Origin of the sequence: Cobetia sp. cqz5-12, assembly GCF_016495405.1 — a bacterium.
Classification (GTDB): Bacteria; Pseudomonadota; Gammaproteobacteria; order Pseudomonadales; family Halomonadaceae; genus Cobetia.
Map to the genome: position 1 here is coordinate 3,268,069 of NZ_CP044522.1, position 25,758 is coordinate 3,293,826.

A 25,758-nucleotide genomic window follows, 5' to 3' on the forward strand; every position below is an offset into this window, starting at 1 on the left:
CGTCGTCGTTTCCGGTCGCCCTATGGCTTTCTTCGCGCCATGAGCTATTCGCTCCGGTCGCCGTGAGGCGTCCAGAGGGCTGTCATTTGACAGTGAATAAACTCGGGGATGGGCGGGATTGTATCAGCTGCCGCCCGCAGACGCATCCGCAGAAGGCGTACGCGTGGCCGGCATGTGACGCAGGCGGCGGTCGATCAGACTCTTGATCAGCATCGCACCCAGCACCATGGCACCGCCCACCCAGCCGCGCAGGGTCAGCGGTTCCTCCAGTACCCACCACACCCACAGGATGCCGAACACGCTTTCCAGCAGCATCAGCAGCGCCACCTCGGCGGACGGCAGATACAGCGGGCCACGCTGGATCAGCGTGAAGCCCAGCGGCGAAAGCACCAGGCACAGCAGAGTCAGCCAGACAGCACGCAGGGCGAAGTCCGGCGACTCGGATGGCCATAGCTGGCTGGGCACGCTCTCGGCACCATTGGCCGAAAGCCATGCACAGGCCAGCAGGCCGCATAGCCCGGTGAGCAATCCAGACAGCGTCAGCATCGGGCTCATGTCGAGGGCAGGACGCGTACGACACAATGTGAAATTGGCCGCCATGGACAGACTGCACACCAACGCCAGCAGATTGCCGATCAGGCTACCGCTGCCAGCATCATCCATCACCAGCAGCGTGACGCCTGCCAGGGAGACAAGGATTGCCCCCCAGACATGCGCTGGCTGACGCTCGCCCAACCAGAGACGCGACATCACGGCGGCAAACAGCGGCCCCGCCGCCAGGATGATCAAGACATTGCCGGCGCGGGTGTATTGATTGGCGAGCACGAAGCCCAGCGTGGAGCCGGTGAACAGCAACGCGACCCACAGTCCCGTGCGTCCGCAGCCACGCATGCGCGACAGACTGGCAGTGAAACGCTGCGCCAGGTTGCCACGCTGACTTGCCAGCAGAATCAGCGCAAAACCGATCGCCGTCAGCAGCCCTCGCCAGAACACCAGCGGGCCATCCGCCACATCCGCCAGCCGGATCAACAGGGCATCCGGCGAGATCAGCAGCACGCCCAGCGCCGTCAGCGCGACGCCACGCGCCTGCAGGGCTCTGGCATCCGGGCTGTGATCGCGCGCGAGGTAGGAGTCATTTGACGGTTTCATGCACGCTCAGTCGGATTCGATGGACAGGTGCGACTGACGCCAGTCGACCACCGGCCAGCCACGCGCTTCGGCGAACTGGCGCAGCGGCGCATCCGGCTGGGTGGCATGGGGATGATCGACCCGCTCGAGCAGCGGCAGGTCGTTGTGGGAGTCGGAGTAGCCCCACAGTGCCTGCGGCGCACGCTTGAGCTGGCTGGCGTCTTCCAGCCAGGCATCCAGCGCCGCCAGCTTGCCTTCGCGGAAGGTGACGATGCCGGTGGTCTCGCCGGTGAAGCGGCCCTCATCATCGAAGGCAGGATGGGTGGCCAGCGCGCCATCGGCGGTCAGACGACTGGCGATGGGGCCGACCAGGTGATGCATGGAGGCGGAAATGATCAGGGTGCGATGGCCCGCCTCGCCGTGTTCGGCCAGCCGCGCGATGCCGCCTTCCAATAGGCGCGGCATCACCATTTCTTCCACGAAATCATCGACTTCGCGACGCACCTCATCGCGATGCCGCCCGATGAGCGGGCTGAGCAGATGGCCGGTGTGCTCGTGGATATCCAGGGTGCCGGCGTGATACTCGCTCTGGTGGCGCTCGCCGATGGCCATGAAGGCCGCGACATCCTCGATCCAGCCGCAGGCGGCCATCCAGCGCATCCACATGCCGGTGCAGTCGCCATCGAGCAGGGTATCGTCGAGATCGAACACCGCCAGCGGGGAATCCAGCTGGCAGAAATGACGCAGATAACCCTCACCCGGCGGGGATAGCGGTGGCAGCAGCGTCACGGCATCGCAGTCGGCACAGAGGTCCGCCAGCGGCGAGCGGCGGACCTCTACCCCGGGGGCAGCATTGAGGGCGCGCGGCGCAGCAGAGGGTGAAGGCATGGTTCGAGTCACGACAGGCTCCGAGTGGACGAGGGAGTCAACGGCTTCCTGCCGTTACTGCGTGACCCTCGCATGCGCCGCCGCGCTGGGCAAGTCCGTCGCACCTTCGTGACCCGCTGTCGCTGCGTGCGGCGCTAGCGCTGGGCGAGTCGAGCCAGCGCCAGGCTGGCAATCGCGGTGTCCTGCACGCCGGTGCCGGTAAGATCCGCCACCGTAATGGAGGTTTCAGCCTCATCACCCTCACGCAGACGACGCCCATCGGCCAGCAGCTTGCCCAGCTCGTACACCTCGCATGCCTTGGCCTGGTCGTCATCCAGCCCCTTGAGCTCGCCATTGATTTCCGACTGGGCGCGGCTGTCACACACGAAGTAGTCGCAATCGGTCAGCACATCGGCTTCCAGCTCGCGCTTCTCTGGGCTGTCCGAGCCCATCGCGGTGACATGCACGCCTTCCGGCAGCATCGAGTATTCCAGCAGCGGCGTGTGGGACGGCGTGGCGGTGATGATGATATCGGCGTTCTGACACACCGCATGCAGGCTGTCATGACTGCGCACGGTGAGGCCCAGCCGCTGCTCCGTCTCACGCGCGAAACGCTCGGCGCGCTCCTTGTCGCGTGCCCAGACATCGACACTCTCGATGTCGCGTACCAGCCGCAGCGCCTCCAGCTGCAGGCTCGCCTGCTCACCGGCACCGATCAGCGCGACGCGCTTGCTGTCGGGGCGTGACAGGGCCTCTGCGGCCACGGCACCGGCCAGCGCGGTACGAATGGCGGTGAGATAGCCGCCGTCATCCAGCAGGGCCTTGGCCAGCCCCGTCTCGGCCGAGAACACCACCATCAGGCCATTGAGGCTTGGCAGGCCGCGGGCGGGATTGTTGAAGAAGCCGGGGCTGATCTTGATCGCGAAGTGCTTGAGCCCCTGGATGTGGGCGGTCTTGACGTCCACCTCGCCGTTGGCCTCCTCGATGGCCATCGACAGGATCGGCGGCTGCACTACCTTGCCTTGCCCCAGCGCGATGAAGGCATCGCGGATGGTGCCCAGTGCCGTGGTGTCCAGCCCCACGACCTGCTCGATCTGTTCACGGGAATACGTCTGCATCCTTTCTTGAGTCGGTTGTGTCATGCGCCCTCCTCCTGGTATGCCGCCATCTGTCTCACGCTGTGAGCCATGGGCGAAAAAATCACTGCTGATCGTCCGCCAGCAGCGCTCGGGCCTGATCGAAGGTCTCCAGACTGACGCCGTTGCCGCTGATGATCAGCGCGACACGCTGACCGCGGATCGACTCGGCGAGTGACGGGTCAGTCTCGCCCAGCCGCGAGGCCTCGAGTGCGGCAAGCCCGACCACGGCGGCGCCCTCGACCAGCAGCTTCTCCTCTTCCAGCAGCATCAGCATGGCGCGGGCGATGGCACGCTCGCTGACCTGATGGTGTTCATCCATCACGCGGTGCACCAGCGGCAGCGTGGTGTGATTGCCAAGCCCGATGCCGCCGCCCAGTGAGTCGCCGAGGCTTGCGACCTCTTCCACCTCCACCGGTGTGCCTGCCTGCAGGCTATGCCACATGGCCGCGCCTTCGGTGAGGCTGATGCCATGCACCTGCGTCTCGGGGCGAATCGCCTTGAGCGCCGCCCCGATCCCGCCGAGCAGGCCGCCGCCGGACAGTCCGATCAGCACCCGATCGAGCTGCGGGCAATCCTCCATCAACTCAAGCCCGATGGTGCCCTGACCGGCTGCGATCAGCGGATCATCGAAGGGCGGCACCGCCAGCATGCCCTCCTCCTCGACCAGCCGATTGACCTCGTGGAAGGCCTCGTCCTGGCTGCGTCCGATCCGGCGCACCTCGACACTGCCGCCAGTGGCACCGCCCAGTTCACCCAGCGCCTCGATGGCACGCACCTTGTTGGCGGGCACCTGCTCGGAGAGACAGATGACCGCCTTCAAGCCACGGCGCATCGCGGCGTAGGCCAGCGCGCGACCGTGATTACCGGTCGAGGCAGTGGTCACGCCGCGCTGGAGGCGCTCGAAGGCCTCTCCAGCGGCCTGATCCGCCACGGCGGCCAGCAGATTGCTGGCCCCGCGCAGCTTGAAGGCGCCGGTGGGCTGGCGGGTCTCCAGCTTGAGCAGAATCTCGGCATCGAAGCGGCGCGACAGCGCCGGTGAAGGCACCAGCGCCGTGCGTTCGACGCCCGTGGCTATCGATGAATGAAACAGCCGCTGGCGCGCGGCATAGATATCGGCCAGCGCCAGCGGCGTTTCCCGTGTGCTCTTGAGCGGGGGTAGGGTCAATGCCATGGCCTACTTGTCACCAGAAGCGAGGCCACCAGAAGCGGAATCACCGGAAGCGAGGTCGCCGCTCGCGATCAGTTCCTGGTGAACCTTGTCCACGGCGCGGCGCGCGCGGGCGATGATGTCATCGATCTCCTCGGGGGTGACCACCAGCGGCGGCGCGAAGCCGAGAATGTCGCCCTGCGGCATGCCACGGGCGATCAGCCCCTCCTCGAGGGCTGCCGCCGAGATGCGCGGGCCGACCTTGAGCGCGGAATCGAACGCCTTGCGCTGTGACGGCTGCGGCGAGAACTCCAGCGCCGCCAGCAGGCCGATGCCACGCACGTCGCCGACGATGGGGTGATCGGCGAAGGCTTCCTTCATGGCCTTCTGCAGATAGGCACCGGTATCGCGGGCGTTGTCCACCAGACCCTCGCGACGGATGATCTCCAGGTTGGCGACACCGGCGGCGGCACCCAGCGCATGACCGGAGTAGGTCCAGCCGTGGCCGATGGGGCCGAATTCACCGGTGCCCTGCTCCAGCACCTTCCACACGCGGTCACCGACGATGACCCCGGACAGCGGTTGGTAGGCGCTGGTCAGGCCCTTGGCGATGGTGACCAGATCCGGCTTGATGCCGAAGTGCTGATAGCCGAACTGGCTGCCGATGCGCCCGAAGCCACACACCACTTCATCGCAGATCAACAGGATGTCGTGACGCTTGAGTACGGCCTGGATGGCGTCCCAGTAGCCCTCCGGCGGCGGCACGATGCCACCGGTGCCCAGCACCGGCTCGCCGATGAAGGCGCCGATGGTCTCCGGCCCTTCGGCCTGGATCATCGCCTCGAGCTTGTCGGCGCACCAGGTAGAGAATTCACACTCGCTCATCTCGGCGCACTCGGCGGGACGACGATAGTAGTCAGGTGCCTCGGTATGCAGGATGCCGGCAATCGGCAGGTCGAAGTGATCATGGAAGGCCGCCAACCCGGTCAGCGAGCCGGAAGCGATGCCGGAGCCGTGATAGCCGCGCCAGCGCGAGATGACCTTCTTCTTCTCCGGCTTGCCGATCACGTTGTGGTAATAGCGCACCAGCTTGAGCTGGGTCTCATTGGCATCACTGCCGGACATGCCGTAGTAGACCTTGGACATCCCAGGCCCGGCCAGTTCGAGAATCTTCTCGGACAGCGCGATCTGCGGCTCGTTCGAGTGGCCGACATAGGTGTGGTAATAGCTGAGCTTGAGGGCCTGCTCGTGGATGGCATCGGCGACTTCCGTGCGCCCGTAACCGATGTTGACGCAGTAGAGACCGGCGAAGCCGTCGATCAGCTCACGCCCGTCGCGCTCACGGATACGAATGCCTTCGCCGCCGGTGATCACGCGGCCCGGGGCATCGCCCTGGGCGAAATCACGCAGGTGGGTGGAGGCATGGAAGGTGACCTTGCGATCACGACGAATCAGCTCGTCGGTGCTGATGCTGTCATCGAAGCCGACAGACTGACGTTGGGTGTTATCGGTGCTCATGTGACTCTCCGAATGCTCAACTAGGGGCGATCGACCGGTGGGGTTGCTCAATGGCCACCAGTCGCCATGATCGACATGTGACAGTGAAGGGTGTCCGTCTCAACTTCCGGAGGCGCTTTCCAGTCCACCCAGACAGTAGTACTTGATATCGAGATATTCCTCGAGCCCCTGACGGCCACCTTCGCGGCCCAGGCCGGATTGCTTGACGCCGCCGAAGGGAATCGGCGCGCCGGTCATCTTGACGGAATTGACCGAGACCATGCCGAAGCGCAGGCCACGCATCAGCTGCCAGATGCGGCGCACATCGTGGGTATAGACGTAGGCGGCGAGGCCGTATTCGGTGTCGTTGGCCATCGCGATCACCTCTTCCTCATCGTGCCAGGCGGTGATGCCGGCCACCGGCGAGAAGGTTTCCTCGCGCCAGACGCGCATGTCGGGCGTGATGTCGGCCAGCAGTACCGGCATGAAGAAGTTGGGGCCCGGCGCCATGCTCTGGTCGCCGTGGATCAGTCGCGCGCCCCGCTCGACGGCGTCATCGACGATGGTCTGCGCCTTGGCGACGGCATCGCGGTGGATCAGCGGGCCAAGGTCGATCCCCTTCACCTGACCGTTGCCGACCTTGAGCTGCTTCATGATGCGCGCGAAGTGGCTCAGGAAGTCCTCGTAGAGGCTGTCGTGGACCAGGATACGGTCGGCCGCGAGGCAGTCCTGACCGGAGGTCTGGAACTTGGCATCGACGGCGGCGCGCGCCGCCTCCTCGGGGTCCATGTCCGGCCCGACGATGAAGGGCGCATTGCCGCCCAGTTCCAGCGAGACGCGCTTGACGCTGTCGGCGCACTGTTTCAGCAGCAGACGCCCGACCCGGGTGGAGCCGGTGAACGAGAGCCCCGCGACACGCGGGTCATCACACAGCTGCTTCGAGACCTCGGAGGCCTCGCCGGTGATGACGCTGAAGACACCGGCGGGAATGCCGGCGCGCTCGGCCAGCTCCGCCAGCGCCAGCGCCGAGAACGGCGTCTCGCCGGCCGGCTTGACCAGCACCGTGCAACCGGCCGCCAGCGCGGCGGCAGCCTTGCGGGTGATCATCGCGAGCGGGAAGTTCCACGGCGTGATCAGCGCAGCCACGCCGATGGGCTCACGCACGGTGCCCAGCGCGGCATTGGGGATGTGGCTGGGGATGGTCTCGCCGAAGGCACGATTGCCCTCCTCGGCGAACCAGTGAACGAAGCTGGCGCCGTATTCCACCTCGCCACGCGCATCGTCCAGCGACTTGCCCTGCTCACGCGTCATCAGCATGGCCAGGTCTTCCTTGTGGGCGCGGATGAGGTCGTACCAGGCATCCAGCAGCTCATCGCGCTGATCGACGCGCAGCTTGCGCCATTCCCGCTGGGCCTCATCGGCGGTGGCGATGGCGGCGTCGATCTGCGCCTCCTCGAGCCACGGCACCTGGCCGAGGCGCTCGCCGGTGGCGGGGTCGAAGACCGCCTCCTCACGTCCACCTTCGCCATGCACCCAGCAGCCATTCACATAGGCGAGCTGGCGAAACAGGCGCGGATCTTCCAGGGCAATGCCTTCGCTGGCGAACTGGGTGTGCTCGGACGTCGCTCCGTCCTGGGAAGTTGCCCACTGTCGTGCAAGAGATTGAGCACTCATCGCTTGTCTCCCGGGCCGCACGGCCGTCATCTGAGAAGGCGGAACACCGCCAAGGACGACGCCCACCGAAACGCGGCGGGCGTCATGTGATGACCTCAGTGTGGGGGAGATACGACATGGAGACTTTCGGAATACCCGCCAACGACTTGGCGTTCTTTCTGTTGTGGCGGGCAAAGTGCGGATTCTTTCTGTGTGGCGAGTTCCTGACTAGACCGTTATAGATCAGAGCGTCATGGCTCAGAACGTCAAGTGTCAGAACGTCACTGATTGGACCGCCATGGATCAGGCGGTCACGACATCACTCTCGGTCAGCTCGGCGTAGAGTTCCGGGTAGGCTTCCTGAAGGCGCTCAAGCTCGCTGCGCGCATGCGGAATGGCATCGGTCAGCTGCTGCCATTCCTCGTCACTGAGGTTGTCGCGCATCAGCGGGAACAGCTCCTGGCGCTCGGCACGCAGATAATCACGGTGTGCCTCCACATATTCGCGCAGGTCGGCATTGAACTGATCCATCGGGATGATCTGGTCCATCAGGATGCTGTCGAGGTTGTCAGACAGCTTGTCCAGACGCTCGTGCAGGGTGCGATATTGCTGGATAAGGCGCTGACAGAGTGGCGCGGCGTCTTCGGAGCGTTCGCACAGCATCTGGGTGCATTGACGCTCCAGCGGAATGATGAAGCCCTGCATGTAATCGAGAATGTAATCCACCACCTCACGCATCATGCGAAAGTCGGGACGCTCACCACTGACAAGCGTCTTGTGGCGGTGCGAAAGCACGTGCAGCAGACGGGCCATGTTGGCGTGGTCCTGGCGCAGCTGAGTCACATTGGGCATGACTTCCTCCTCCTTACGGAACAGGTGGCCGATGCTGGCAGACAGCGCTGCCGCCTCGGGCATTGCTACCGAATGTAGCAATGTCGTCACCTAGAAGTGTAGGACACATCCCCCGAGCGCCAGTTAGACGTTGGGTGGGATTGCCTAAATGAGCGTGTCATGCTGTCAGGAAAACATGACAGTCTGGTGCAATGCCACGCGCGGCCTGAGGCCGCTGATCGAGCGCGCCACCCTGCTGATTTGTACAGGCCTGCAGGATCGGCCATGATGAGCGCAATACTGCCCCACGCCTGCCGGAGCCAGACTCGCCGATGGATCTTTTTGCCGATACCGCCTCGAATTCCCATGCGCCACTGGCCTTCCGCATGCGTCCCCGCACCCTGGATGACTACATCGGACAGACAGCGTTGGTCGGACCTGATATGCCGCTGCGCCAGATGGTGGCCTCCGGGGTGGTGCGCTCGATGATCCTGTGGGGGCCGCCGGGCGTCGGCAAGACGACGCTGGCCGAGATTCTGGCCAAGGGCTGTGATGCCCATCTGGAGCAGCTCTCGGCGGTGATGGCCGGCGTCAAGGACATCCGCGAGGTGGTGGAGCGCGCCAGACACTTCCAGGCCAGCGATCGCCAGACGGTGATGTTTCTCGATGAGATCCATCGCCTCAACAAGAGCCAGCAGGATGCCCTGCTGCCGCATGTGGAATCCGGCCTGCTGACGCTGATCGGCGCGACCACCGAGAATCCGTCCTTCGAGGTCAACTCCGCCTTGCTGTCACGGGCGCGGGTCTACGTGCTCAAGGCCCTGGAGACGAAAGACCTGATCGAGGTGCTGACGCGCGCCCTGCAGGATGAGGTCAACGGCCTCGGCAAGCGTCACATCGACGCCAGCCGCGAGACGCTGACCCGCATCGCGCGCTCGGCCTCCGGCGATGCACGCCGTGCCCTGGGCCTGCTGGAGACCGCCTGTGACTTCGTGCGCCGTGAGCCAGACGCCGAGGGGGGAACGCGCGAGATACTCGAGGACAGTTCGCTGGAGGCCGTGCTCGGCCATCAGGCTTCCAGTTTCGACAAGCAGGGCGATGACTATTACGACCTGCTGTCGGCGATCCACAAGTCGATACGCTCCTCGCGGCCCGACGCGGCGCTGCTGTACATGGCGCGCTTCATGGATGGTGGCGGCGACCCACTGGATGTCGTGCGGCGCCTGACGGCGATTGCCTCAGAGGATGTCGGCAACGCCGACCCACGCGCCCTGCCGCTGACCATCGCCGCGTGGGACGCCTATCTGCGCCTGGGGGACTATGAGGGCCAGCGCGCCATCGCCCACGCGGCGATCCACCTGGCCATCGCGCCCAAGAGCAACGCCATCGAGGTGGCCTGGAAGGAAGCCAAGGCCTTCGTGCGCCAGCAGCCCCACTTCGGGGTGCCGGTCTATCTGCGCAATGCCCCGACCACGCTGATGAAGGAGCTGGGCATGGGCGAAGGCTATCGCTATGCCCACAACGAGCCCAATGGCTATCCGGCCGGCAGCTCCCATAATGCCTGGCCAGAAGAGCTGCCGACCCAGCAGTTCTATCGCCCGACCCAGCATGGTGGCGAGAAGCGCTTCGCCGAGATTGAGCGCTGGCGCCGCGAGCAGGACGCCGCCGCAGACCGTGGCGAGATGCCCGGGCAGAACTGATCTGCGGCGAATCCTGCGCACACATGGCTGCCGAGCAATAACCGCGATAAACAGGAACGCCCGGACCATCTGGTCCGGGCGTTCCTGTTTGTTCAAGCATATTCAGGGTTTGCGCTGCCCCTTGAGCGTGATCACTGCTCGCGAATGACGTCGGCGCCTTGCGGGATCTGGAACACGAAACGGCTATCCTGCAGCGACGGGTTGTACTGCACGTTGCTGAAGTCGATCGCCGTGCGCTGACCGGTGGAATCCGCCATCTGCAGCATGTCGAGCTGCTCGCTGTCGAAGGTCAGCTTGAGGCTTTCAAACAGCGTATCGGCCTGTTTGGGTGTCAGCGTGAAGGTCTCACGTGCGCCCTGCTGCTGACGCTTGACCGCATAGTTGGCGGTCAGCTCACTGGCACGACCGGACAGCAACAGCGCCGGCGTGTGGGTGACGCGCTCATCCAGCGGCTGCACGGTGACCTGCTCGAGGTCCGGGTCATGCAGATAGACTTCCTTGCCATCCGACACCACTTCCTGACGGTACGGCGCATCGACGCTCCAGCGGAACTTGCCCGGGCGCGACAGCCACATCTTGCCCTTGGCTTCCTGCAGACGCTGACCGGAGGCATCGAGGATCTGCTGGTCAAAGTCGGCAGCATAGGTCTTGAGCGGCTCCAGCAGGCGCGACAGGCGATCGCCTGCCGATTCCTCGGCGTGAGCTGGCAGAGCAGCCATGCCCAGCATCAGCGCGGCGCCCAGCCCCTTGGCCAGACGAGCGGTCAACGAAGAAATGAAAGAACGTGACGGTGTAATCATGACACTCCTTGCGATGAGGAAGACCAGTGGCAAGCCTCGGCAACGGGCACCGATGCCCTGCATCTGACCCTCATCATTTCAGCGATTCGGGATGATTGCTGCCAATATCCTGCTGACAGTGATCTGTTATCTGACGTCTTTGACACGAAGGGGAGCAAAAAGCTCCCCTTCGTGTGTTCCAGCGTGCAACGACCAGGCCTGCGGCGACTAGCCGCTGTGGTTGGGCGCTATCACTTCCCGCGAGCCATTGGTGCCCATCGCGGAGACGACACCCGCCATCTCCATCGCCTCGACCAGACGCGCGGCGCGGTTGTACCCGATCTTGAAGCGACGCTGCACGGCAGAGATGGAAGCACGACGCGACTCGACCACATAGGCCACTGCCTCATCGTAAAGCGCATCCTGCTCGGCATCGCTGTCCTCGCCTTCGGCCTCGAGACCGGCCAATGCATCGGCCTGCACGCCACCGGTGAGGATTTCCTCGATGTACTCCGGCGAGCCGCGACGCTTCCAGTCGTCGACCACACGGTGAACCTCGTCATCATCGACGAAGGCGCCGTGAACGCGCGTCGGCATGCCGGCACCGGCCGGCAGGTAGAGCATGTCACCGTGGCCCAGCAGGTCCTCGGCGCCGCCCTGATCGAGGATGGTGCGCGAGTCGATCTTGGAGGAGACCTGGAAGGCCATGCGCGTCGGGATGTTGGCCTTGATCAGGCCGGTCACCACGTCCACCGACGGACGCTGGGTGGCGAGAATCAGGTGAATCCCCGCGGCACGCGCCTTCTGGGCCAGACGTGCGATCAGCTCCTCGACCTTCTTGCCGACGATCATGAACATGTCGGCAAACTCGTCGATCACCACCACGATATAGGGCAGCTTGGCGAGCACCGGCGGATGCTGGTGCATCTCCCAGGGCTGCGGCTCCCACAGCGGATCAGCGATCTGGGCGCCATGCGCCTCGGCTTCATCGATCTTGGCATTGAAGCCGGCAAGGTTACGCACGCCCATGGCGGCCATCAGCTTGTAGCGACGTTCCATCTCGGCGACACACCAGCGCAGGGCGTTGGCGGCCTCCTTCATGTCGGTCACCACCGGCGCCAGCAGATGCGGAATGCCGTCATAGACGGAAAGCTCCAGCATCTTGGGGTCGACCATGATCATGCGCACTTCGTCCGGCGTGGCCTTGAGCAGCATCGAGATCAGCATCGAGTTGATGCCGACCGACTTGCCCGAGCCGGTGGTACCGGCGACCAGCAGGTGCGGCATCTTGCCGAGGTTGGCCACGACAGGTGCGCCACCGATGTCCTGACCCAGTGCCAATGTCACCGGAGATTCCGCCAGCTGGTAGGCATCGGAATCGAACACTTCGCGCAGACGGATCATGGCACGGTTGGGGTTGGGGATCTCGATGCCGACCGTGGGACGGCCCGGAATCACCTCCACCACCCGCACGCTCTTGACCAGCAGTGAGCGCGCCAGGTCCGTCGACAGGTTGGAGATCTTGGACGCCTTGACGCCCGGCGCCGGCTGAATCTCGAAGCGCGTGATGACCGGCCCCGGCCACACATCCGCCACCTCGGCCTTGACGCCATATTCGCGCAGACGCACCACCAGCAGCTCGGCCATCTGGTCGAGTTCTTCTTCACTGTAGTTGGGCTTCTGCTCGTCCGGCGGTGTCAGCAGGCTCAGCTGCGGCAGATCCCCTTCCGGTTCATCCTCGTGATCGGCACCTTCATGGCGCTGACTCTGCATGTGCTCCACGGTCCACAGGGTCGGGCCGGAGGGATCACTGGCAGCCGCCTGCGCATCTTCCGCCGTCGCCAGACGGCCACCGCCCGGCACCATGCCGGACTCATCGCCGTCATAGGCCCAGGACGGGCGCTCAACCGGTGCGGGTGTCGCTTCCTGCGTGGCTGTCGGCGCCTCGAAAGGCGGCACATGCTCGGCCTGAGGCGCAACGGAATCAGGTTCTGCTGGCGCGACCGGCTCGGCCGGTTGATGAGGAGCTGCAGGCTGACGCGGCTCAGGAGCATGCTGCGGCGGCGCAGGCGCGTCTGCCGGTGTCGGCGCGTTGCCCGTCGGCTGCTCGAAGGCATCATCCCAGGAGACGACCGCCTTGCGAGCGGGAGTCTCGGATGAGGCCGCCGCGACACCGGCCGCCATCACACCCGCACCGGCAGCCAGCCCTGCGGCCGTGGCGAATTGACCACCATTGCCGTGCAGGGGCGCATCATCGTCGTCCCTGGGCTCCGGCGGCTGGTTGCGGCTATCCGGCGCGGCACCGCTGCGCTCGCGCGCAAGTTGCGCATCGCGCTGTGCCTCTTTCTCAAGCTGCGCCTGTTTCTCGAGCTGCGCTTGTCGCTCTGCCGCTTGATGCTCGGCTTCCCGCTGCGCTTTCTGCTCGGCTTCGCGCTGTGCTTTCTGTTCTGCTTCGCGCTGCGCCTCCTGCTCTGCCAGACGCTGCGCTTCCTGTTCAGCCAAGCGTTGCGCTTCCTGCTCGCGAGCCAGCTCTTGGGCCTGAGCCTTGTGAGATTCGGCCTCGCTCTGCGCCTGAGCGTCTTGCGCCGTCTCGTGACGGGCAGCCTCATGACGAGCCGTATCGTGACGAGCGGTCGGCGTAAAGGCAGAGGCGGCATCCCAGGCAGCAGGGGCAGCCAAGCTGCCGGAGGCTGATGCCGTATCTTCGACGGCAGGGCCTGGCGTCGGCGCCTTGGGAGCTTGTGCCGTGGCTGTGGCGTCAGCATGACGCTGACGCTCGGCTTCAATGGCAGCGGCTTGCGGCAGACGGGAGCGCGTGACATCGGCATGCGCGACACGCGGCGCGGAGGCAGCCTCTGCCGCCACGGCGGTCTTCAGAGCCGCAGCCAGATCAACCCCTTCGATGCTGACATTGGCGCTCTGCACCGTCATGCGCTCGGTGTAGGCAGCGCCCGGCACCTTGGCGGAAGGCGTGGTTTCAGCGGTCTGCCACGGAATATCGGTGCTGCGGTCATCCGCGAAGTCATCGCGAGCGCTGATGGCCTCGTCGGTGCCGCCATCCAGAGACGGCTCGACACGGCGCTGGCCGCGCGGCTCGGCGGCGATGCCCTCTGCCTCCTGACGGCGACCAAGCAGAATCTCGTCGCTGTCCTCGTCCCACTCCTCCTCTCGGGCACGGTGGCCCGGCAACAGGCGCTGCCACCAGCTCAGTCTGGGGGCCGGGTCGCGATCCGAGTCATCCTCTTCACCGTCCTCGTGCGTCAGCGACTCTTCGGCGTAGGCTGCCTCGTCATCGTAGGCGTCCTGGTCGTCGCGGCGGCTGTTGAAGCGCTCGGCGAACCAGCCGGACACCCGCATGCAGCCATTGCCCAGCTCATCCATGACCGTCAGCCACGACATGCCGGTAAACAGCGTGAAGCCGCACAGGAAGCTGGCCATCGCGACCAGTACCGTGCCGCCCATGCCGATCAATGGCGTCAGCGCGCCGGCGATGCCCTTGCCGAGAATGCCACCCGCGCCGTTGGTCAGCTGGCTATCTGGGCTGTAGAACTGGATATCACCGATGACACAGGTCGCCATGATCAGCAGGAACAGGCCGCCAGCGCGCACCGCGATGGTCGTCGGGTCCCACACAAGCTCAGTACTGGGCTGACGCATAAGACGCCAGGCACCGAAGCCCAGCATCGCCGGCCACCACAGGGCACTGCCGCCGAACAGCGAATACAGTACGTCTGACAGCCAGGCGCCGATGCTGCCCATCCAGTTGCTGGGCGTCAGCTCAGGACCGCTGTAGGACCAGCCGGGGTCCGTCGGCGCATAGCTGAACAGCGCCAGCAGCATGAAGACGCAGAGGCTGAGCATGAGAATGACCACGCCTTCACGGCTGACGCCCTGCAGGGTGGTAGTCAGGCGTGACGGTGGTCGCGCTGCCTTCTCCGCACGCTGCTCGGCGCGGATGGCCTGGCGTTCGGCGCGCTCTGCCTGACGCTCGGCGCGGCGCTGGGCTGCGGGGCTCTCTTCCTGCACGCGCGGCTTGTTTCTAGCCTTGGCAGCAGGCTGGCCGCTGGCATCCTTCCTCGTAGGCTTGCTCGAGACGCTCGGCGTCTTGCGTGCCGGGCTGGCCTCAGTGGACGAAGCACCGCGCAGACGCGCGAAGAAGCCCGGCGAGTCCGCTTTCTGGCGGGCACGCTTCCTGGGTGTTGCTGCCGCACGGCGGCTACGGGTTTCAGGCTTGGCCTGTTCCCGACTTGTCTTTCTGGCACTCTTGGCAGTCAAGTCGCCATCCCCCTTGCACCTTGTGGGCGATTTTCCATGTACCTTCAGCCGGTTATCATAACCATTCGATGGCAGTGACGTCATAATTGCCGATTCACGTCTGCTCATGACGCCAAGGCGCCAGGAGCCCATTGCTCCGTGCATCTTTCCGAACCGACAAGAGGCTGCCCATGCTTCCCTGGCTTCCCCCTGCCCCTGTCCGCTTTCCGCATGCATCCACCGCCCTGAACGAGCCCGACGGCCTGCTGTGTGCAGGGGGCGAACTCAGTCCCGAGTGGCTGCTGGCAGCCTACCCCCGCGGCATATTTCCCTGGTTCAGTCCGGGTGACCCCATCCTGTGGTGGTCACCGGACCCACGCATGGTGCTCAAGCCAGAGGAAGTCCGTGTACGCCGCAGTCTGGCCAAGCGCCTGCGCAATGCAGGCCTGAGCTACAGTATCGACCGCGACTTTACCGGTGTGATCAATGCCTGCGCCAGCATTCCTCGCGATGGCCAGGCGGGCACGTGGATATTGCCAGAAATGCAGCAGGCCTACATCGCCCTGCATGCCATGGGACATGCCCACAGCGTTGAAGTCTGGCAGGGCGATTCTCTGGTGGGCGGCCTGTATGGCGTCGCCTGTGGACGCATCTTCTTCGGCGAGTCGATGTTCTCGCGCGTACCCGATGCCTCGAAACTGGCGCTGGTGATCCTGTGCCAGGAATTGAGGGCACGGGATTTTCCGTTGATCGACTGTCAGATGCATACTCCGCACCTGGCAAGTCTTGGTGCCCGCAGCATCGCCCGCAGCGATTTCATCAGCTATCTTGACCAGTATGCCACTGGCCAAGGGCATGAGGGCAAGTGGTCACTGACATCCTGGCCCACGCAGCACGCCCGGGAATGATGGCCACGGCAATTCCAAGAGGGAGATGATGCAACGGTGAGCAGCAATACCCCCAAGCAACCGCAACGCGATCTGCGCTTCTTTCTGACGGTACCGCACGCCTGCAGCTATCTGGAAGGCCGCCAGGCGACCACACTGTTTCTCGATCCGCAGGAAGCGCCCAATTCCGGTGTCTATGACGCCCTTGCCCTGCTCGGCTTTCGCCGCAGCGGCTCTCACCTCTATCGTCCGCATTGCGGTGATTGCCGTGCCTGCATTTCCGTGCGCGTGCCGATCGCCGACTTCACACCCAACCGCACCCAGAAGCGTCTGATGCGTCGCAATGCCGACCTGGTCATCGAAGAGGGGCCGGCACTCTTCGACCCCGAGCATTATCGCCTGTACGCCCACTATATCCGCAGCCGTCACGCGGATGGCGACATGTTCCCGCCCAGTCATGAGCAGTATCGCACCTTCCTCACCTCCCGCGATGACTATGCCCGCCTGGTGAGCTTTCGTCTCGATGGCCGTCTGGTGGCCGTCGCCGCCATGGACCGCATGAGTCATGGCCTGTCCGCCATCTATACCTTCTACGATCCGGATGAGTCACTGAATCAGCGCTCGCTGGGGACCTACGCGGTGCTGTGGCAGATTGAGCAGGCACGCCGCGAAGGCCTGACCCACCTCTACCTGGGCTACTGGATTCGCGATTGCCGCAAGATGAACTACAAGCAGCATTTCCAGCCGCTCGAGTATCTGGATGGCAGCCACTGGCGGCGACGCATACCGGCCAACCATACCGACAGCCATCTGCCACTGAGCCTGGTCAAGCAAGGCGCGTCAGTGACATCCGGCAAGTGACACGCTACGGGCGCCCACTCGACGCAAGCAGTCTGACAACGCCAAGGTGACGCAACGCTCAGCTGGCTGGGACCACCAGACAGCGCCGAGTGCCGACCAACCGCCTTCCGGGATTTGCCCCGACGCAAGATGCCGATTTTTATCTTCCTCCTGAGCTGCCCACAGGCGCTCAAGGAGCGTACAATCGCGCTTCGACTTTGCCTTGCCGCCGCCCTTACGGCACAATATCGCGTATCGAAGTCCCGAATCGGGCACTTTTTGTGCTGAGGCGGCTCGGAACTACCAGCAGTATTCCCTGTAATAAGTGAGGATCAGCCTATATGGCGCGTGAAGATCATATTGAAATGGAAGGCGTCATCGTCGACACCCTTCCGAACACCACTTTCCGTGTTGAACTGGAAAACGGCCACATCGTGACCGCTCACATCTCCGGCAAGATGCGCAAGAACTACATCCGCATCCTGACTGGCGACAAGGTCAAGGTTGAGCTGACTCCGTACGACCTGTCCAAGGGCCGTATCGTCTACCGTTCGCGCTAAGCACGGTCAGACTGCCCTGCCGGTTGCCATGCCATCGATCACTCTGCACGTCCTGGACCTGCATGCGATCATCATGACACCGGCTGGCTGAACCGGTCGTTCCCGGCACCTCAGGCACCAGCGTCACCTCCGCCTGAACCCTCCGCCCGGACCCGGAACGCATCGAGGTTGCAAGACTTGCCCTTCGCGGCGAGACACCCGCCACCTCGATGGCGTATGCCTGAGTATTCCGATGATGCCGCCTTGTCCCATGAATGCGTCTTGAGCCCGAACGCCAATCTGGTCTTCGCTCCCATTCAATGATGACAGGCGGCTCATCCCCGCTGGGCATTTTCTCCTCAATACGCATTCGCTTCCCCCGATACGCATTCGCCTCCTCCTGTACTCATCCAACTCCCCGCCCTTCCCTCGAGGATGGCGCGAGCCCCTTGGCGTGCGCGCGTGTCCAGCTTGAGCAATCGACTCCATGCTCACCATGTGCGGACAGCTTGCTGAGAGACAGGCATAAAAAACGGCCAGTGCTTGAGCACTGACCGTTCATGTCGCCCGTTCCGGGCAGCAAGCTGAGCGTCAGATCACGCCATTTCCGCTTCCGTTTCCAGGTGCAGCTCCCCGTTGTCGACCGTGACATGTACGATGCCGCCCGACTCGGACAGGTCGCCGAACAGAATCATCTCTGCCAGCGGCTTCTTGAGCTTCTCCTGAATCACGCGTGCCATCGGGCGAGCGCCCATTGCCGGGTCATACCCGAGAGTCGCCAGCAAGTCGCGCGCCTCATCAGCGACATCCAGCTGCACGCGCTTCTCATCCAGCTGCGCCTGCAGTTCGACCAGGAACTTGTCGACCACATTGCGCACCACGGCGAGATCCAGCGCGCCGAACTGGATGATGCCATCCAGACGGTTGCGGAATTCCGGCGAGAACGTCTTGCGGATGACTTCCATGGCGTCGGTGGAGTGATCCTGGTGCTTGAAGCCGATGGAGCGACGCGCCACCTGCTCGGCACCCGCATTGGAGGTCATCACCAGAATGACGTTGCGGAAGTCCGCTTCGCGACCGTTGTTGTCGGTCAGACGGCCATGGTCCATTACCTGCAGCAGCAGGTTGAAGACTTCCGGGTGCGCCTTCTCGATTTCATCCAGCAACAGTACGCAGTGCGGCTGCTTGGTGATGGCTTCGGTCAACAGACCGCCCTGATCATAACCGACGTACCCCGGCGGTGCCCCGATGAGGCGCGAGACGGTGTGACGCTCCATGTACTCGGACATGTCGAAGCGCACCAGCTCGATGCCCATCAACGCCGCCAGTTGACGAGCGACCTCGGTCTTGCCGACACCTGTCGGGCCAGCGAACAGGAAGCTGCCCACCGGCTTGTCCGGCGCCTTGAGGCCTGCACGCGACAGCTTGATCGCCGCGGACAGCCCGGTGATGGCGTCGTCCTGCCCGAACACCAGCATCTTGAGATCACGCTCGAGGTTGGACAGCAGCTTCTTGTCGGAGCTGGAGACCGTCTTCGGCGGAATGCGGGCGATGGAGGCAACGATCGCCTCGACCTGCTCGGTATCGATGGTGTCGACGCGGATGCTCTCCGGCAGCAGGCGCTGATGGGCACCGGCCTCGTCGATCACGTCGATGGCCTTGTCCGGCAGCTGACGGTCGTTGATGTAGCGGTCCGCCAGACGCACTGCCGTTTCCAGCGAGGCATCGGTGTACTTGATGGCATGGTGCTCCTCGAAGCGGCCACGCAGCCCCTTGAGAATGCGGATGGTGTCATCCACCGACGGCTCCATGACATCGACCTTCTGGAAGCGACGCGCCAGGGCGCGGTCCTTCTCGAAGATGCCACGGAATTCCTGGAAGGTGGTGGAACCGATGCAACGCAGCTCGCCGGAAGACAACAGCGGCTTGAGCAGGTTGGAGGCATCCATCACGCCACCGGACGCGGCACCCGCACCGATGACGGTATGGATCTCGTCGATGAACAGGATCGAGTTCGGCTCCTTGCGCAGCTCCGCCAGCAGCGACTTGAGACGCTTCTCGAAGTCACCGCGGTACTTGGTGCCGGCCAGCAGCGCGCCGAGATCCAGCGAGTAGACCACGGCTTCCTTGATGACGTCCGGCACGTCCTCCTCGACGATGCGCTTGGCCAGACCTTCCGCGATGGCGGTCTTGCCGACACCGGCCTCACCGACCAGCAGCGGGTTGTTCTTGCGGCGACGCACCAGAATCTGCACCACGCGCTCGAGCTCGCCATCGCGGCCGATCAGCGGGTCGATCTTGCCCAGACGCGCCTGCTCGTTGAGGTTGGTGGCGTAGTTGGTCAGCGGGTTGTTGCCGCCTTCGCTGCTCGCCTCTTCGCTCTCTTCATTCTCGACCGACGCCTGGGGCGTCTGGGTGTGACCCGCGACCTTGGAGATGCCATGCGCGATGTAATTGACCGCATCCACACGCGCGACATTCTGCTGCTTGAGAAAGTAGACGGCCTGACTTTCCTGCTCGGAGAAGATGGCCACCAGCACGTTGGCGCCGGTCACTTCACTCTTGCCGGAGGATTGCACGTGGAAGACGGCACGCTGCAGGACGCGCTGGAAGCCCAGCGTCGGCTGCGTCTCGCGGTCTTCCTGCTCTTCCGGAATCAGCGGGGTGGTGGAATTGATGAAGTCCTGAAGGTCGACTCGCAGCTTGTCCAGATTGGCACCACAGGCGCGCAGGACATCGGCAGCGGAGGCATTGTCCAGCAGTGCCAGCAGGAGGTGTTCCACGGTCATGAATTCGTGGCGCTTGGAACGTGCCACGGTGAAGGCCGTGTTCAGGGTCAGTTCAAGTTCTTTGCTCAACATGGCAAGTCCCCTCTAGGCCGCGTCTTGGACGGATCACTCCGCCCGGTCGATGTCGCACAGCAGCGGATGCTGGCACTCTCGAGCATATTGATTGACTTGGTGGCATTTCGTTTCCGCGATGTCGCGACTGAAGATGCCACAGGTTCCTTTTCCCTGATGATGGACAGCGAGCATGATCTGTACTGCCTGCTCCTGATCCTTGTTGAAAAAGGTGGTCAGCACCTCCACGACGAAGTCCATCGGCGTGAAGTCATCATTGTGCAGAACGACCTTGTACATGGGTGGTGGAGCCAGTTCAGGCTCAGCGGTCTCGAATGCCAGATCACCTTCGTGGTCTTCCTGGTATCCGGGTTCCTGAGCCGACGGGGCCTGATTGCTGATCGACAGTGTCTCCAGAAAGGGAGGACTGCCGCGCGATGTCTCTGTCTTGAACATAAGGGGCTGATCCGGTGAACACAAGCCGTGACGAAGCAGATTGCCTCAACGCGCCGCGGAGAAGGTCAAGCGCTGCCACGTCGTCTCAATGTGGGTGTGATAAGGAAAAGATGGGGGCTTGTCGATCTGGTTGCAAGCTTTAGTCGCGCACGCCTGAGCGTACACGTTCATGCCTGCATCGCGACGCTCTGACATGAATGCGAGCATTTGCATGCATTTTCGCTCACATACACGACAAGCACCTCTCGACAGGCATGGCCAACTGGCGCCCCATTCAAGCGTCTCGCCGCCCGATGCAGGCCGGGATATTACCGCGCAGCACGCCCAGCACAGAACATCCACGCACGACGCCCATGAAGGGCAATCGTTGGCAGCAGACTGAGCGCGCAACCGAGAAGCTTCCATCTCAAACGCAAGAAGGCCCCCGGACATGTCCGGGGGCCTTCTGCTGAAACCTGTCACGTAACCTGATGCCTGGGCATCAGATCAACGCAGGGTTTCAGGCATCCATGTTGTCAGCAACAGCCTGACCGAACTCGGAGCACTTCAGCAGCTTGGCATCGTCCATCAGGCGATGGAAGTCATAGGTGACTTCGCCCTTGGCGATGGCCTTCTCGACGCCTTTCAGCACGAGATCAGCCGCTTCGACCCAACCCATGTGACGCAGCATCATCTCGGCAGAGAGGATGACGGAGCCCGGGTTGACCTTGTCCTGGCCAGCGTACTTCGGTGCAGTACCGTGAGTCGCTTCGAACATGGCGACGGTGTCGGACAGGTTGGCACCCGGCGCGATACCGATACCACCCACTTCCGCCGCCAGAGCGTCGGACAGGTAGTCACCGTTCAGGTTCAGGGTAGCGATGACGTCATATTCCGCCGGACGCAGCAGGATCTGCTGGAGCATGGCGTCAGCGATGACGTCCTTGACCACGATGTCCTTGCCGTTGTTCGGGTTCTTGAAGGTCATCCACGGGCCGCCATCCAGCAGCTCGCCGCCGAACTCGTCCTTGACGATTTCGTAGCCCCAGTCCTTGAAGGCACCTTCGGTGAACTTCATGATGTTGCCCTTGTGCACCAGGGTCAGCGACTCACGGTCGTTGTCGATGGTGTACTGGACAGCCTGACGGACCAGACGCTTGGTACCTTCTTCGGAGACCGGCTTGACGCCGATACCGCAGTTCTCCGGGAAGCGGATGTTGGTGACACCCATCTCTTCACGCAGGAACTTGATGACCTTGTCGGCTTCCGGCGTTCCCGCTTTCCATTCGACACCGGCATAGATGTCTTCGGAGTTTTCGCGGAAGATGACCATGTCGACGTCAGCCGGCTTCTTGACCGGGCTCGGCACACCAGTGAACCAGCGCACCGGGCGCAGGCAGGTGTACAGATCCAGCTTCTGACGCAGAGCGACGTTCAGGGAGCGGATACCACCGCCCACCGGAGTGGTCAGCGGACCCTTGATGGAAACGATGTAATCCTTGACAGCCTCGAGAGTCTCTTCCGGCAGCCAGGTGTCAGCATCATAAACGTGAGTGGCTTTTTCACCGGCGTAGACTTCCATCCAGTGAATCTTGCGCTCGCCGCCATAGGCCTTGTCGACAGCAGCGTCGATGGCAATCTTCATGGCCGGAGTCACGTCCACACCGATACCATCGCCTTCGATGAACGGGATGATCGGATTATTCGGAACGTTGAGGGTATTGTCGGAATTTGCGGTGATCTTGGCACCGCCTTCCGGGACGACAATCTTCTGGAACCCCATTGATAACTCCCCTGTCATGGATTCAGTGGAGGCGCGAGTATAGCACCCGTGCCGCTTCTCACAGTAGGCTTATACGGCAGCCGCGACAAAAGTCTAAACCATGTCTCTCATATATCTGCTTCACAAACCTTACCGCGTCCTGACCCAGTTCACCGACCGCGATCAGGGCCGCCAGACACTCGCGGATTTCATCGACGTGCCGGATGTCTATGCCGCCGGGCGCCTCGACTATGACTCCGAGGGACTGCTGCTGCTCACCAGTGATGGCGCGCTCTCCCACCAGATCGCACACCCGAGAAAGAAGCAGCCCAAGACCTACTGGGTGCAGGTGGAAGGTGCCCCTGACGAGCAGGCCATCGCCGCGCTGCGTGCCGGTGTCGAACTCAAGGATGGCATGACGCGCCCAGCCAAAGTGCGGCGCATCGAGCCCCCCGAGTTGCCAGACAGGCAACCCCCTGTGCGCTATCGCGCGAGCATTCCGACCCACTGGCTCGAGATCATCATCAGCGAGGGTCGCAATCGCCAGGTACGCCGCATGACCGCCCACGTCGGCCTGCCGACCCTGCGCTTGATCCGCGCGGCCATCGGCCCGTGGAAGCTCGATGGCCTTGCCCCCGGTGAATGGCGCAGCGAGGAAGTCGAGATGCCAGCGCCACCTCGCCGTGAGTCCCGCTCGCCACGCCACAAGGGCGCGACGGGCAAGCCGGGCGAGCGCCGCACCGGCAACGCTGGCCCACGGGGCAGTGGCGATAGAGGCAACAGCGCGGGCAAGAGCGGCAAGGGCTCAGGTCGGGGTTCCAGTCGGAGTTCTGGCCAGACTGAAGGCAAGACACCCGGCGCCCCCTCCCGTCGTCTCTCATCTCCCAAGAAAGGAAGGAAATCCTGATGGCTGCTCGCTGGACCCCGAATGTCACCGTCGCCTGCGTCGTCGAACGCGCCGGGCGCTACCTGATCGTCGAGGAAGACAAGGGCGGGCCCTGCACGGTGTTCAACCAGCCCGCCGGCCATCTCGAACCCCATGAGCGCATCATCGACGGCGTGCAACGCGAAGTCCGCGAGGAAACTGCCTGGCGCATCCTGCTGACCGGCTATCTCGGCCTCTATGTGCATGTGGCCGAGGATGGCACCCACTTCCACTCCCACAGTTTCGAGGCCGCCGCCCTTGAGCACCTGTGCACGCCGCTGGACCCTGACATCGTCAGAACGCACTGGTTGTCGCTTGAGGAGATCGAGCAACTCGAGGACATGGGCCGCCTGCGCAGCCCGCTGGTGACCCGTCGCATCCGCGATAGCCAGCGCGGCAAGCGTTTCCCGCTGGATGTGCTGCACGATTGAGCGATTGTCCGCGCAGCAAGTCCGCCGCCGGGCATGCTGCGAGCGGCGCATCTGGCCCAGTGCGGTAGACGGCGCAGGCGGGGTGAATCCCCCCCCCGCATTCAGGTATAATCCCGCCAATTCAAGCGGCGCCAGAATGACGGGGCTGCCGCCTCCCCTGTTTGTGACAACCCGCGGCCATGCGGGTGACGAGAGAACTGATGACCGCTGAAACCGGTACCAGAACCAAGGTCATCGTCGGCATGTCCGGCGGTGTCGACTCCTCCGTCTCTGCCCTGTTGTTGATGGAGCAGGGCTACCACGTCGAAGGCCTGTTCATGAAGAACTGGGACGAAGACGACGGTAGCGAATACTGCACCGCCCTCGAAGACCTGGCCGACGCCCAGTCCGTGTGCGACAAGCTCGGCATCAAGCTGCACACCGCCAACTTCGCCGCGGAATACTGGGACAACGTCTTCGAGCATTTCCTGGCCGAGTACAAGGCGGGCCGCACGCCGAATCCCGACATCCTGTGCAACCGCGAGATCAAGTTCAAGGTCTTCCTCGAGTATGCCGAGATGCTGGGCGCCGAGCTGATCGCCACCGGTCACTACGTGCGTGGCGGCGTGCGTGATGGTCTCCCGCGCCTGCTCAAGGGCCTGGATACCAACAAGGACCAGAGCTACTTCCTGCATGCCGTGCCGCAGGCGGCCATCGCGCGCACCCTGTTCCCTGTCGGTGAGCTCGAGAAGCACGAAGTGCGCGCCATCGCCGAGAAGCATGAGCTGATCACCGCGCGCAAGAAGGATTCCACCGGCATCTGCTTCATCGGCGAGCGGCGTTTCGCCGACTTCCTCAAGCAGTACCTGCCCGCTCAGCCCGGCAAGATCGAGACCCCCGATGGCGACGTCATCGGCGAGCACATGGGCCTGATGTACTACACCCTCGGCCAGCGCCAGGGGCTGGGAATTGGCGGCCTCAAGCGCTATCCGGACGCGCCCTGGTTCGTGTGTGCCAAGGATCTGGAGCGCAACGTGCTGATCGCCGTGCAAGGCAAGCACCACGACCTGCTCTACACTCAGGCGTTGAGCACCGAATCCGTCGACTGGGTCGCGGGCGAGCCGCCGCAGACCGACGCCAATGGCGAGCTGCGCATTCGCTGCAAGAACCGCTATCGCCAGGAAGATCAGGCCGCGACCTTGATCGTCAATGACGGCCAGCGTGTCGAGGTGCGTTTCGATGAACCGCAACGCGCCGTCACGCCCGGCCAGTCCGCCGTTTTCTATCTCGGCGACATCTGTCTGGGCGGCGGCGTGATCGACGCCGCCTGGAAACTTCCGGCGGTGGACGCCAGCGCTTCCACCGCCCCGCTCTCTGGCCCCGAGGAGTCCGCCGCGCAATGACCAGCGTGCCGATCCGTCCCGTCACTGATACCACTACCCGCCAGGCACTTTCGCTGGCGGGCGTCTTCCAGGCAGCTGCGCTGGTCGATGAGCTGGCCCGCCATGGCCAGTGCGATGAGCGCGCCTGGGAAACCCTGGTCAATGCCACGCTGGATACCAATCCCGAAAGCTTCGAAGCCATCTACGGCGGGCACCATAATCGCCTGCGGCTCGGCATCGACACCGTCAGTGCAGTGATGGAACGTCGCCAGGTCTCGCCCGTGGTGATGCGCTATGGCTTCTCGCTGGTGATGCTGATGAGCAAGCTCAAGAAGGACCCGGACATGCTGGACAAGCTGGGCGCGGGTCTCACACGCATCCAGGGCCAGGCAGAACACTTCGGGCCGACCCACGAGAACGTGATCGCCAGTCTGGGCGAGCTCTACCAGCAGACCCTCTCCACCTTCCACTATCGGATCGTGGTGCAGGGCGACCCCGGCCTGCTGCAGCAGCGCATGATGCCGGAACGCATCCGCTGTGCCCTGCTGGCAGGCGTGCGCTTCGCCCTGCTGTGGGACCAGCAGGGTGGCCGTCGCTGGAAGCTGGTCTTCCAGCGCAGCGCGCTCAAGAAGTCATTGCAGCAGCTGGGCTGAGCCGAGACCGCTCGCGCTCGCGCCAGCGCGTCACCTGACGCAACCTGATCCACACCCGAATTCGCTTCAACAACGCTGGAGCCCATCAAC

At 63.7% G+C, this 25,758-nt stretch carries 19 protein-coding genes and 1 pseudogene; 8 read left to right on the forward strand and 12 right to left on the reverse strand.

Annotated features, from left to right (window positions below; genetic code table 11):
- Nucleotides 1–123: 123 nt before the first annotated feature.
- The 7 genes from F8A90_RS13690 to F8A90_RS13720 form a co-directional block, all read right to left on the reverse strand.
- Nucleotides 124–1,149, reverse strand: coding sequence for a DMT family transporter (locus F8A90_RS13690; RefSeq protein WP_200017483.1), 1,026 nt, complete (start codon nt 1,147–1,149; stop codon nt 124–126).
- A gap of 6 nt (nt 1,150–1,155) precedes the next feature.
- Nucleotides 1,156–2,016, reverse strand: a complete 861-nt coding sequence (locus F8A90_RS13695; protein WP_200017484.1) for an HAD family hydrolase — start codon at nt 2,014–2,016, stop codon at nt 1,156–1,158.
- A 134-nt stretch (nt 2,017–2,150) separates the two neighbouring features.
- Complete coding sequence (locus F8A90_RS13700) at nt 2,151–3,137, reverse strand: cyclodeaminase (RefSeq protein ID WP_233593337.1); 987 nt, start codon at nt 3,135–3,137, stop codon at nt 2,151–2,153.
- A gap of 58 nt (nt 3,138–3,195) precedes the next feature.
- Nucleotides 3,196–4,305, reverse strand: a complete 1,110-nt coding sequence (locus F8A90_RS13705) for a pyridoxal-phosphate dependent enzyme (RefSeq protein WP_200017485.1) — start codon at nt 4,303–4,305, stop codon at nt 3,196–3,198.
- Between the two features lie 3 nt (nt 4,306–4,308).
- Entirely contained in the window at nt 4,309–5,799 is a 1,491-nt protein-coding gene (locus tag F8A90_RS13710; protein WP_200017486.1) for an aminotransferase, read from the reverse strand.
- Between the two features lie 99 nt (nt 5,800–5,898).
- On the reverse strand, nt 5,899–7,452 hold the full coding sequence (locus F8A90_RS13715) for an NAD-dependent succinate-semialdehyde dehydrogenase (protein WP_200017487.1): 1,554 nt from the start codon (nt 7,450–7,452) through the stop codon (nt 5,899–5,901).
- A gap of 282 nt (nt 7,453–7,734) precedes the next feature.
- Nucleotides 7,735–8,283, reverse strand: coding sequence for a hemerythrin domain-containing protein (locus F8A90_RS13720; protein WP_166018914.1), 549 nt, complete (start codon nt 8,281–8,283; stop codon nt 7,735–7,737).
- Nucleotides 8,284–8,594: 311 nt separating this feature from the next.
- Between F8A90_RS13720 and F8A90_RS13725 the strand changes: the two genes are divergently transcribed.
- Nucleotides 8,595–9,962 carry a replication-associated recombination protein A gene (locus F8A90_RS13725; protein ID WP_200017488.1) on the forward strand — a complete coding sequence of 456 codons (1,368 nt, stop codon included), beginning with the start codon at nt 8,595–8,597 and terminating at the stop codon, nt 9,960–9,962.
- Between the two features lie 131 nt (nt 9,963–10,093).
- On the opposite strand, the gene lolA is transcribed toward F8A90_RS13725, so the two are convergent.
- On the reverse strand, nt 10,094–10,762 hold the full coding sequence (lolA, locus tag F8A90_RS13730; RefSeq protein ID WP_200017489.1) for an outer membrane lipoprotein chaperone LolA: 669 nt from the start codon (nt 10,760–10,762) through the stop codon (nt 10,094–10,096).
- Between the two features lie 207 nt (nt 10,763–10,969).
- A complete protein-coding gene (locus F8A90_RS17720; RefSeq protein WP_200017490.1) occupies nt 10,970–15,016 on the reverse strand; it encodes a DNA translocase FtsK in 4,047 nt (1,348 codons plus the stop codon).
- Between the two features lie 170 nt (nt 15,017–15,186).
- Between F8A90_RS17720 and aat the strand changes: the two genes are divergently transcribed.
- The 3 genes from aat to infA all read left to right on the forward strand — a co-directional run bounded on the left by aat (nt 15,187) and on the right by infA (nt 17,282).
- The gene (gene aat / locus F8A90_RS13740; protein WP_166018918.1) at nt 15,187–15,903 is read left to right on the forward strand and encodes a leucyl/phenylalanyl-tRNA--protein transferase; all 717 of its coding nucleotides are present in this window, start codon (nt 15,187–15,189) and stop codon (nt 15,901–15,903) included.
- Nucleotides 15,904–15,939: 36 nt separating this feature from the next.
- On the forward strand, nt 15,940–16,743 hold the full coding sequence (locus F8A90_RS13745; protein ID WP_200017491.1) for an arginyltransferase: 804 nt from the start codon (nt 15,940–15,942) through the stop codon (nt 16,741–16,743).
- A 320-nt stretch (nt 16,744–17,063) separates the two neighbouring features.
- Complete coding sequence (gene infA / locus F8A90_RS13750) at nt 17,064–17,282, forward strand: translation initiation factor IF-1 (RefSeq protein WP_024953359.1); 219 nt, start codon at nt 17,064–17,066, stop codon at nt 17,280–17,282.
- Between the two features lie 575 nt (nt 17,283–17,857).
- On the opposite strand, the gene clpA is transcribed toward infA, so the two are convergent.
- The 3 genes from clpA to icd all read right to left on the reverse strand — a co-directional run bounded on the left by clpA (nt 17,858) and on the right by icd (nt 22,319).
- The gene (gene clpA / locus F8A90_RS13755) at nt 17,858–20,122 is read right to left on the reverse strand and encodes an ATP-dependent Clp protease ATP-binding subunit ClpA (protein WP_043333850.1); all 2,265 of its coding nucleotides are present in this window, start codon (nt 20,120–20,122) and stop codon (nt 17,858–17,860) included.
- Between the two features lie 33 nt (nt 20,123–20,155).
- Nucleotides 20,156–20,557: an ATP-dependent Clp protease adapter ClpS gene (clpS, locus tag F8A90_RS13760; protein ID WP_082388342.1), complete on the reverse strand. Its 402-nt coding sequence runs from the start codon at nt 20,555–20,557 to the stop codon at nt 20,156–20,158.
- A 499-nt stretch (nt 20,558–21,056) separates the two neighbouring features.
- On the reverse strand, nt 21,057–22,319 hold the full coding sequence (gene icd / locus F8A90_RS13765; protein ID WP_043333852.1) for an NADP-dependent isocitrate dehydrogenase: 1,263 nt from the start codon (nt 22,317–22,319) through the stop codon (nt 21,057–21,059).
- Between the two features lie 100 nt (nt 22,320–22,419).
- Between icd and F8A90_RS13770 the strand changes: the two are divergent.
- From F8A90_RS13770 to hflD, 4 genes and pseudogenes are all read left to right on the forward strand, one after another.
- Nucleotides 22,420–23,034 (forward strand): annotated as a pseudogene (locus tag F8A90_RS13770) (pseudouridine synthase); the annotation flags it as partial.
- Between the two features lie 170 nt (nt 23,035–23,204).
- Entirely contained in the window at nt 23,205–23,654 is a 450-nt protein-coding gene (locus F8A90_RS13775; RefSeq protein ID WP_043333853.1) for an NUDIX domain-containing protein, read from the forward strand.
- Between the two features lie 200 nt (nt 23,655–23,854).
- On the forward strand, nt 23,855–25,036 hold the full coding sequence (gene mnmA, locus F8A90_RS13780; protein WP_200017493.1) for a tRNA 2-thiouridine(34) synthase MnmA: 1,182 nt from the start codon (nt 23,855–23,857) through the stop codon (nt 25,034–25,036).
- Nucleotides 25,033–25,668 (forward strand): high frequency lysogenization protein HflD, encoded by a 636-nt coding sequence (hflD, locus tag F8A90_RS13785; RefSeq protein ID WP_200017494.1) that lies wholly within the window; start codon nt 25,033–25,035, stop codon nt 25,666–25,668. The genes mnmA and hflD overlap by 4 nt, the downstream gene beginning before the upstream one ends.
- The last annotated feature ends 90 nt before the right edge of the window (nt 25,669–25,758 follow it).

Coding starts and splice junctions, on each gene's coding strand:
- F8A90_RS13690 (WP_200017483.1), bottom strand. CDS start 1,149: ATGAAACCGTCAAATGACTCCTACCTCGCGCGCGATCACAGCCCGGAT.
- F8A90_RS13695 (WP_200017484.1), bottom strand. CDS start 2,016: ATGCCTTCACCCTCTGCTGCGCCGCGCGCCCTCAATGCTGCCCCCGGG.
- F8A90_RS13700 (WP_233593337.1), bottom strand. CDS start 3,137: ATGACACAACCGACTCAAGAAAGGATGCAGACGTATTCCCGTGAACAG.
- F8A90_RS13705 (WP_200017485.1), bottom strand. CDS start 4,305: ATGGCATTGACCCTACCCCCGCTCAAGAGCACACGGGAAACGCCGCTG.
- F8A90_RS13710 (WP_200017486.1), bottom strand. CDS start 5,799: ATGAGCACCGATAACACCCAACGTCAGTCTGTCGGCTTCGATGACAGC.
- F8A90_RS13715 (WP_200017487.1), bottom strand. CDS start 7,452: ATGAGTGCTCAATCTCTTGCACGACAGTGGGCAACTTCCCAGGACGGA.
- F8A90_RS13720 (WP_166018914.1), bottom strand. CDS start 8,283: ATGCCCAATGTGACTCAGCTGCGCCAGGACCACGCCAACATGGCCCGT.
- F8A90_RS13725 (WP_200017488.1), top strand. CDS start 8,595: ATGGATCTTTTTGCCGATACCGCCTCGAATTCCCATGCGCCACTGGCC.
- lolA (WP_200017489.1), bottom strand. CDS start 10,762: ATGATTACACCGTCACGTTCTTTCATTTCTTCGTTGACCGCTCGTCTG.
- aat (WP_166018918.1), top strand. CDS start 15,187: ATGCTTCCCTGGCTTCCCCCTGCCCCTGTCCGCTTTCCGCATGCATCC.
- infA (WP_024953359.1), top strand. CDS start 17,064: ATGGCGCGTGAAGATCATATTGAAATGGAAGGCGTCATCGTCGACACC.
- clpA (WP_043333850.1), bottom strand. CDS start 20,122: ATGTTGAGCAAAGAACTTGAACTGACCCTGAACACGGCCTTCACCGTG.
- clpS (WP_082388342.1), bottom strand. CDS start 20,557: ATGTTCAAGACAGAGACATCGCGCGGCAGTCCTCCCTTTCTGGAGACA.
- icd (WP_043333852.1), bottom strand. CDS start 22,319: ATGGGGTTCCAGAAGATTGTCGTCCCGGAAGGCGGTGCCAAGATCACC.
- F8A90_RS13775 (WP_043333853.1), top strand. CDS start 23,205: ATGGCTGCTCGCTGGACCCCGAATGTCACCGTCGCCTGCGTCGTCGAA.
- mnmA (WP_200017493.1), top strand. CDS start 23,855: ATGACCGCTGAAACCGGTACCAGAACCAAGGTCATCGTCGGCATGTCC.
- hflD (WP_200017494.1), top strand. CDS start 25,033: ATGACCAGCGTGCCGATCCGTCCCGTCACTGATACCACTACCCGCCAG.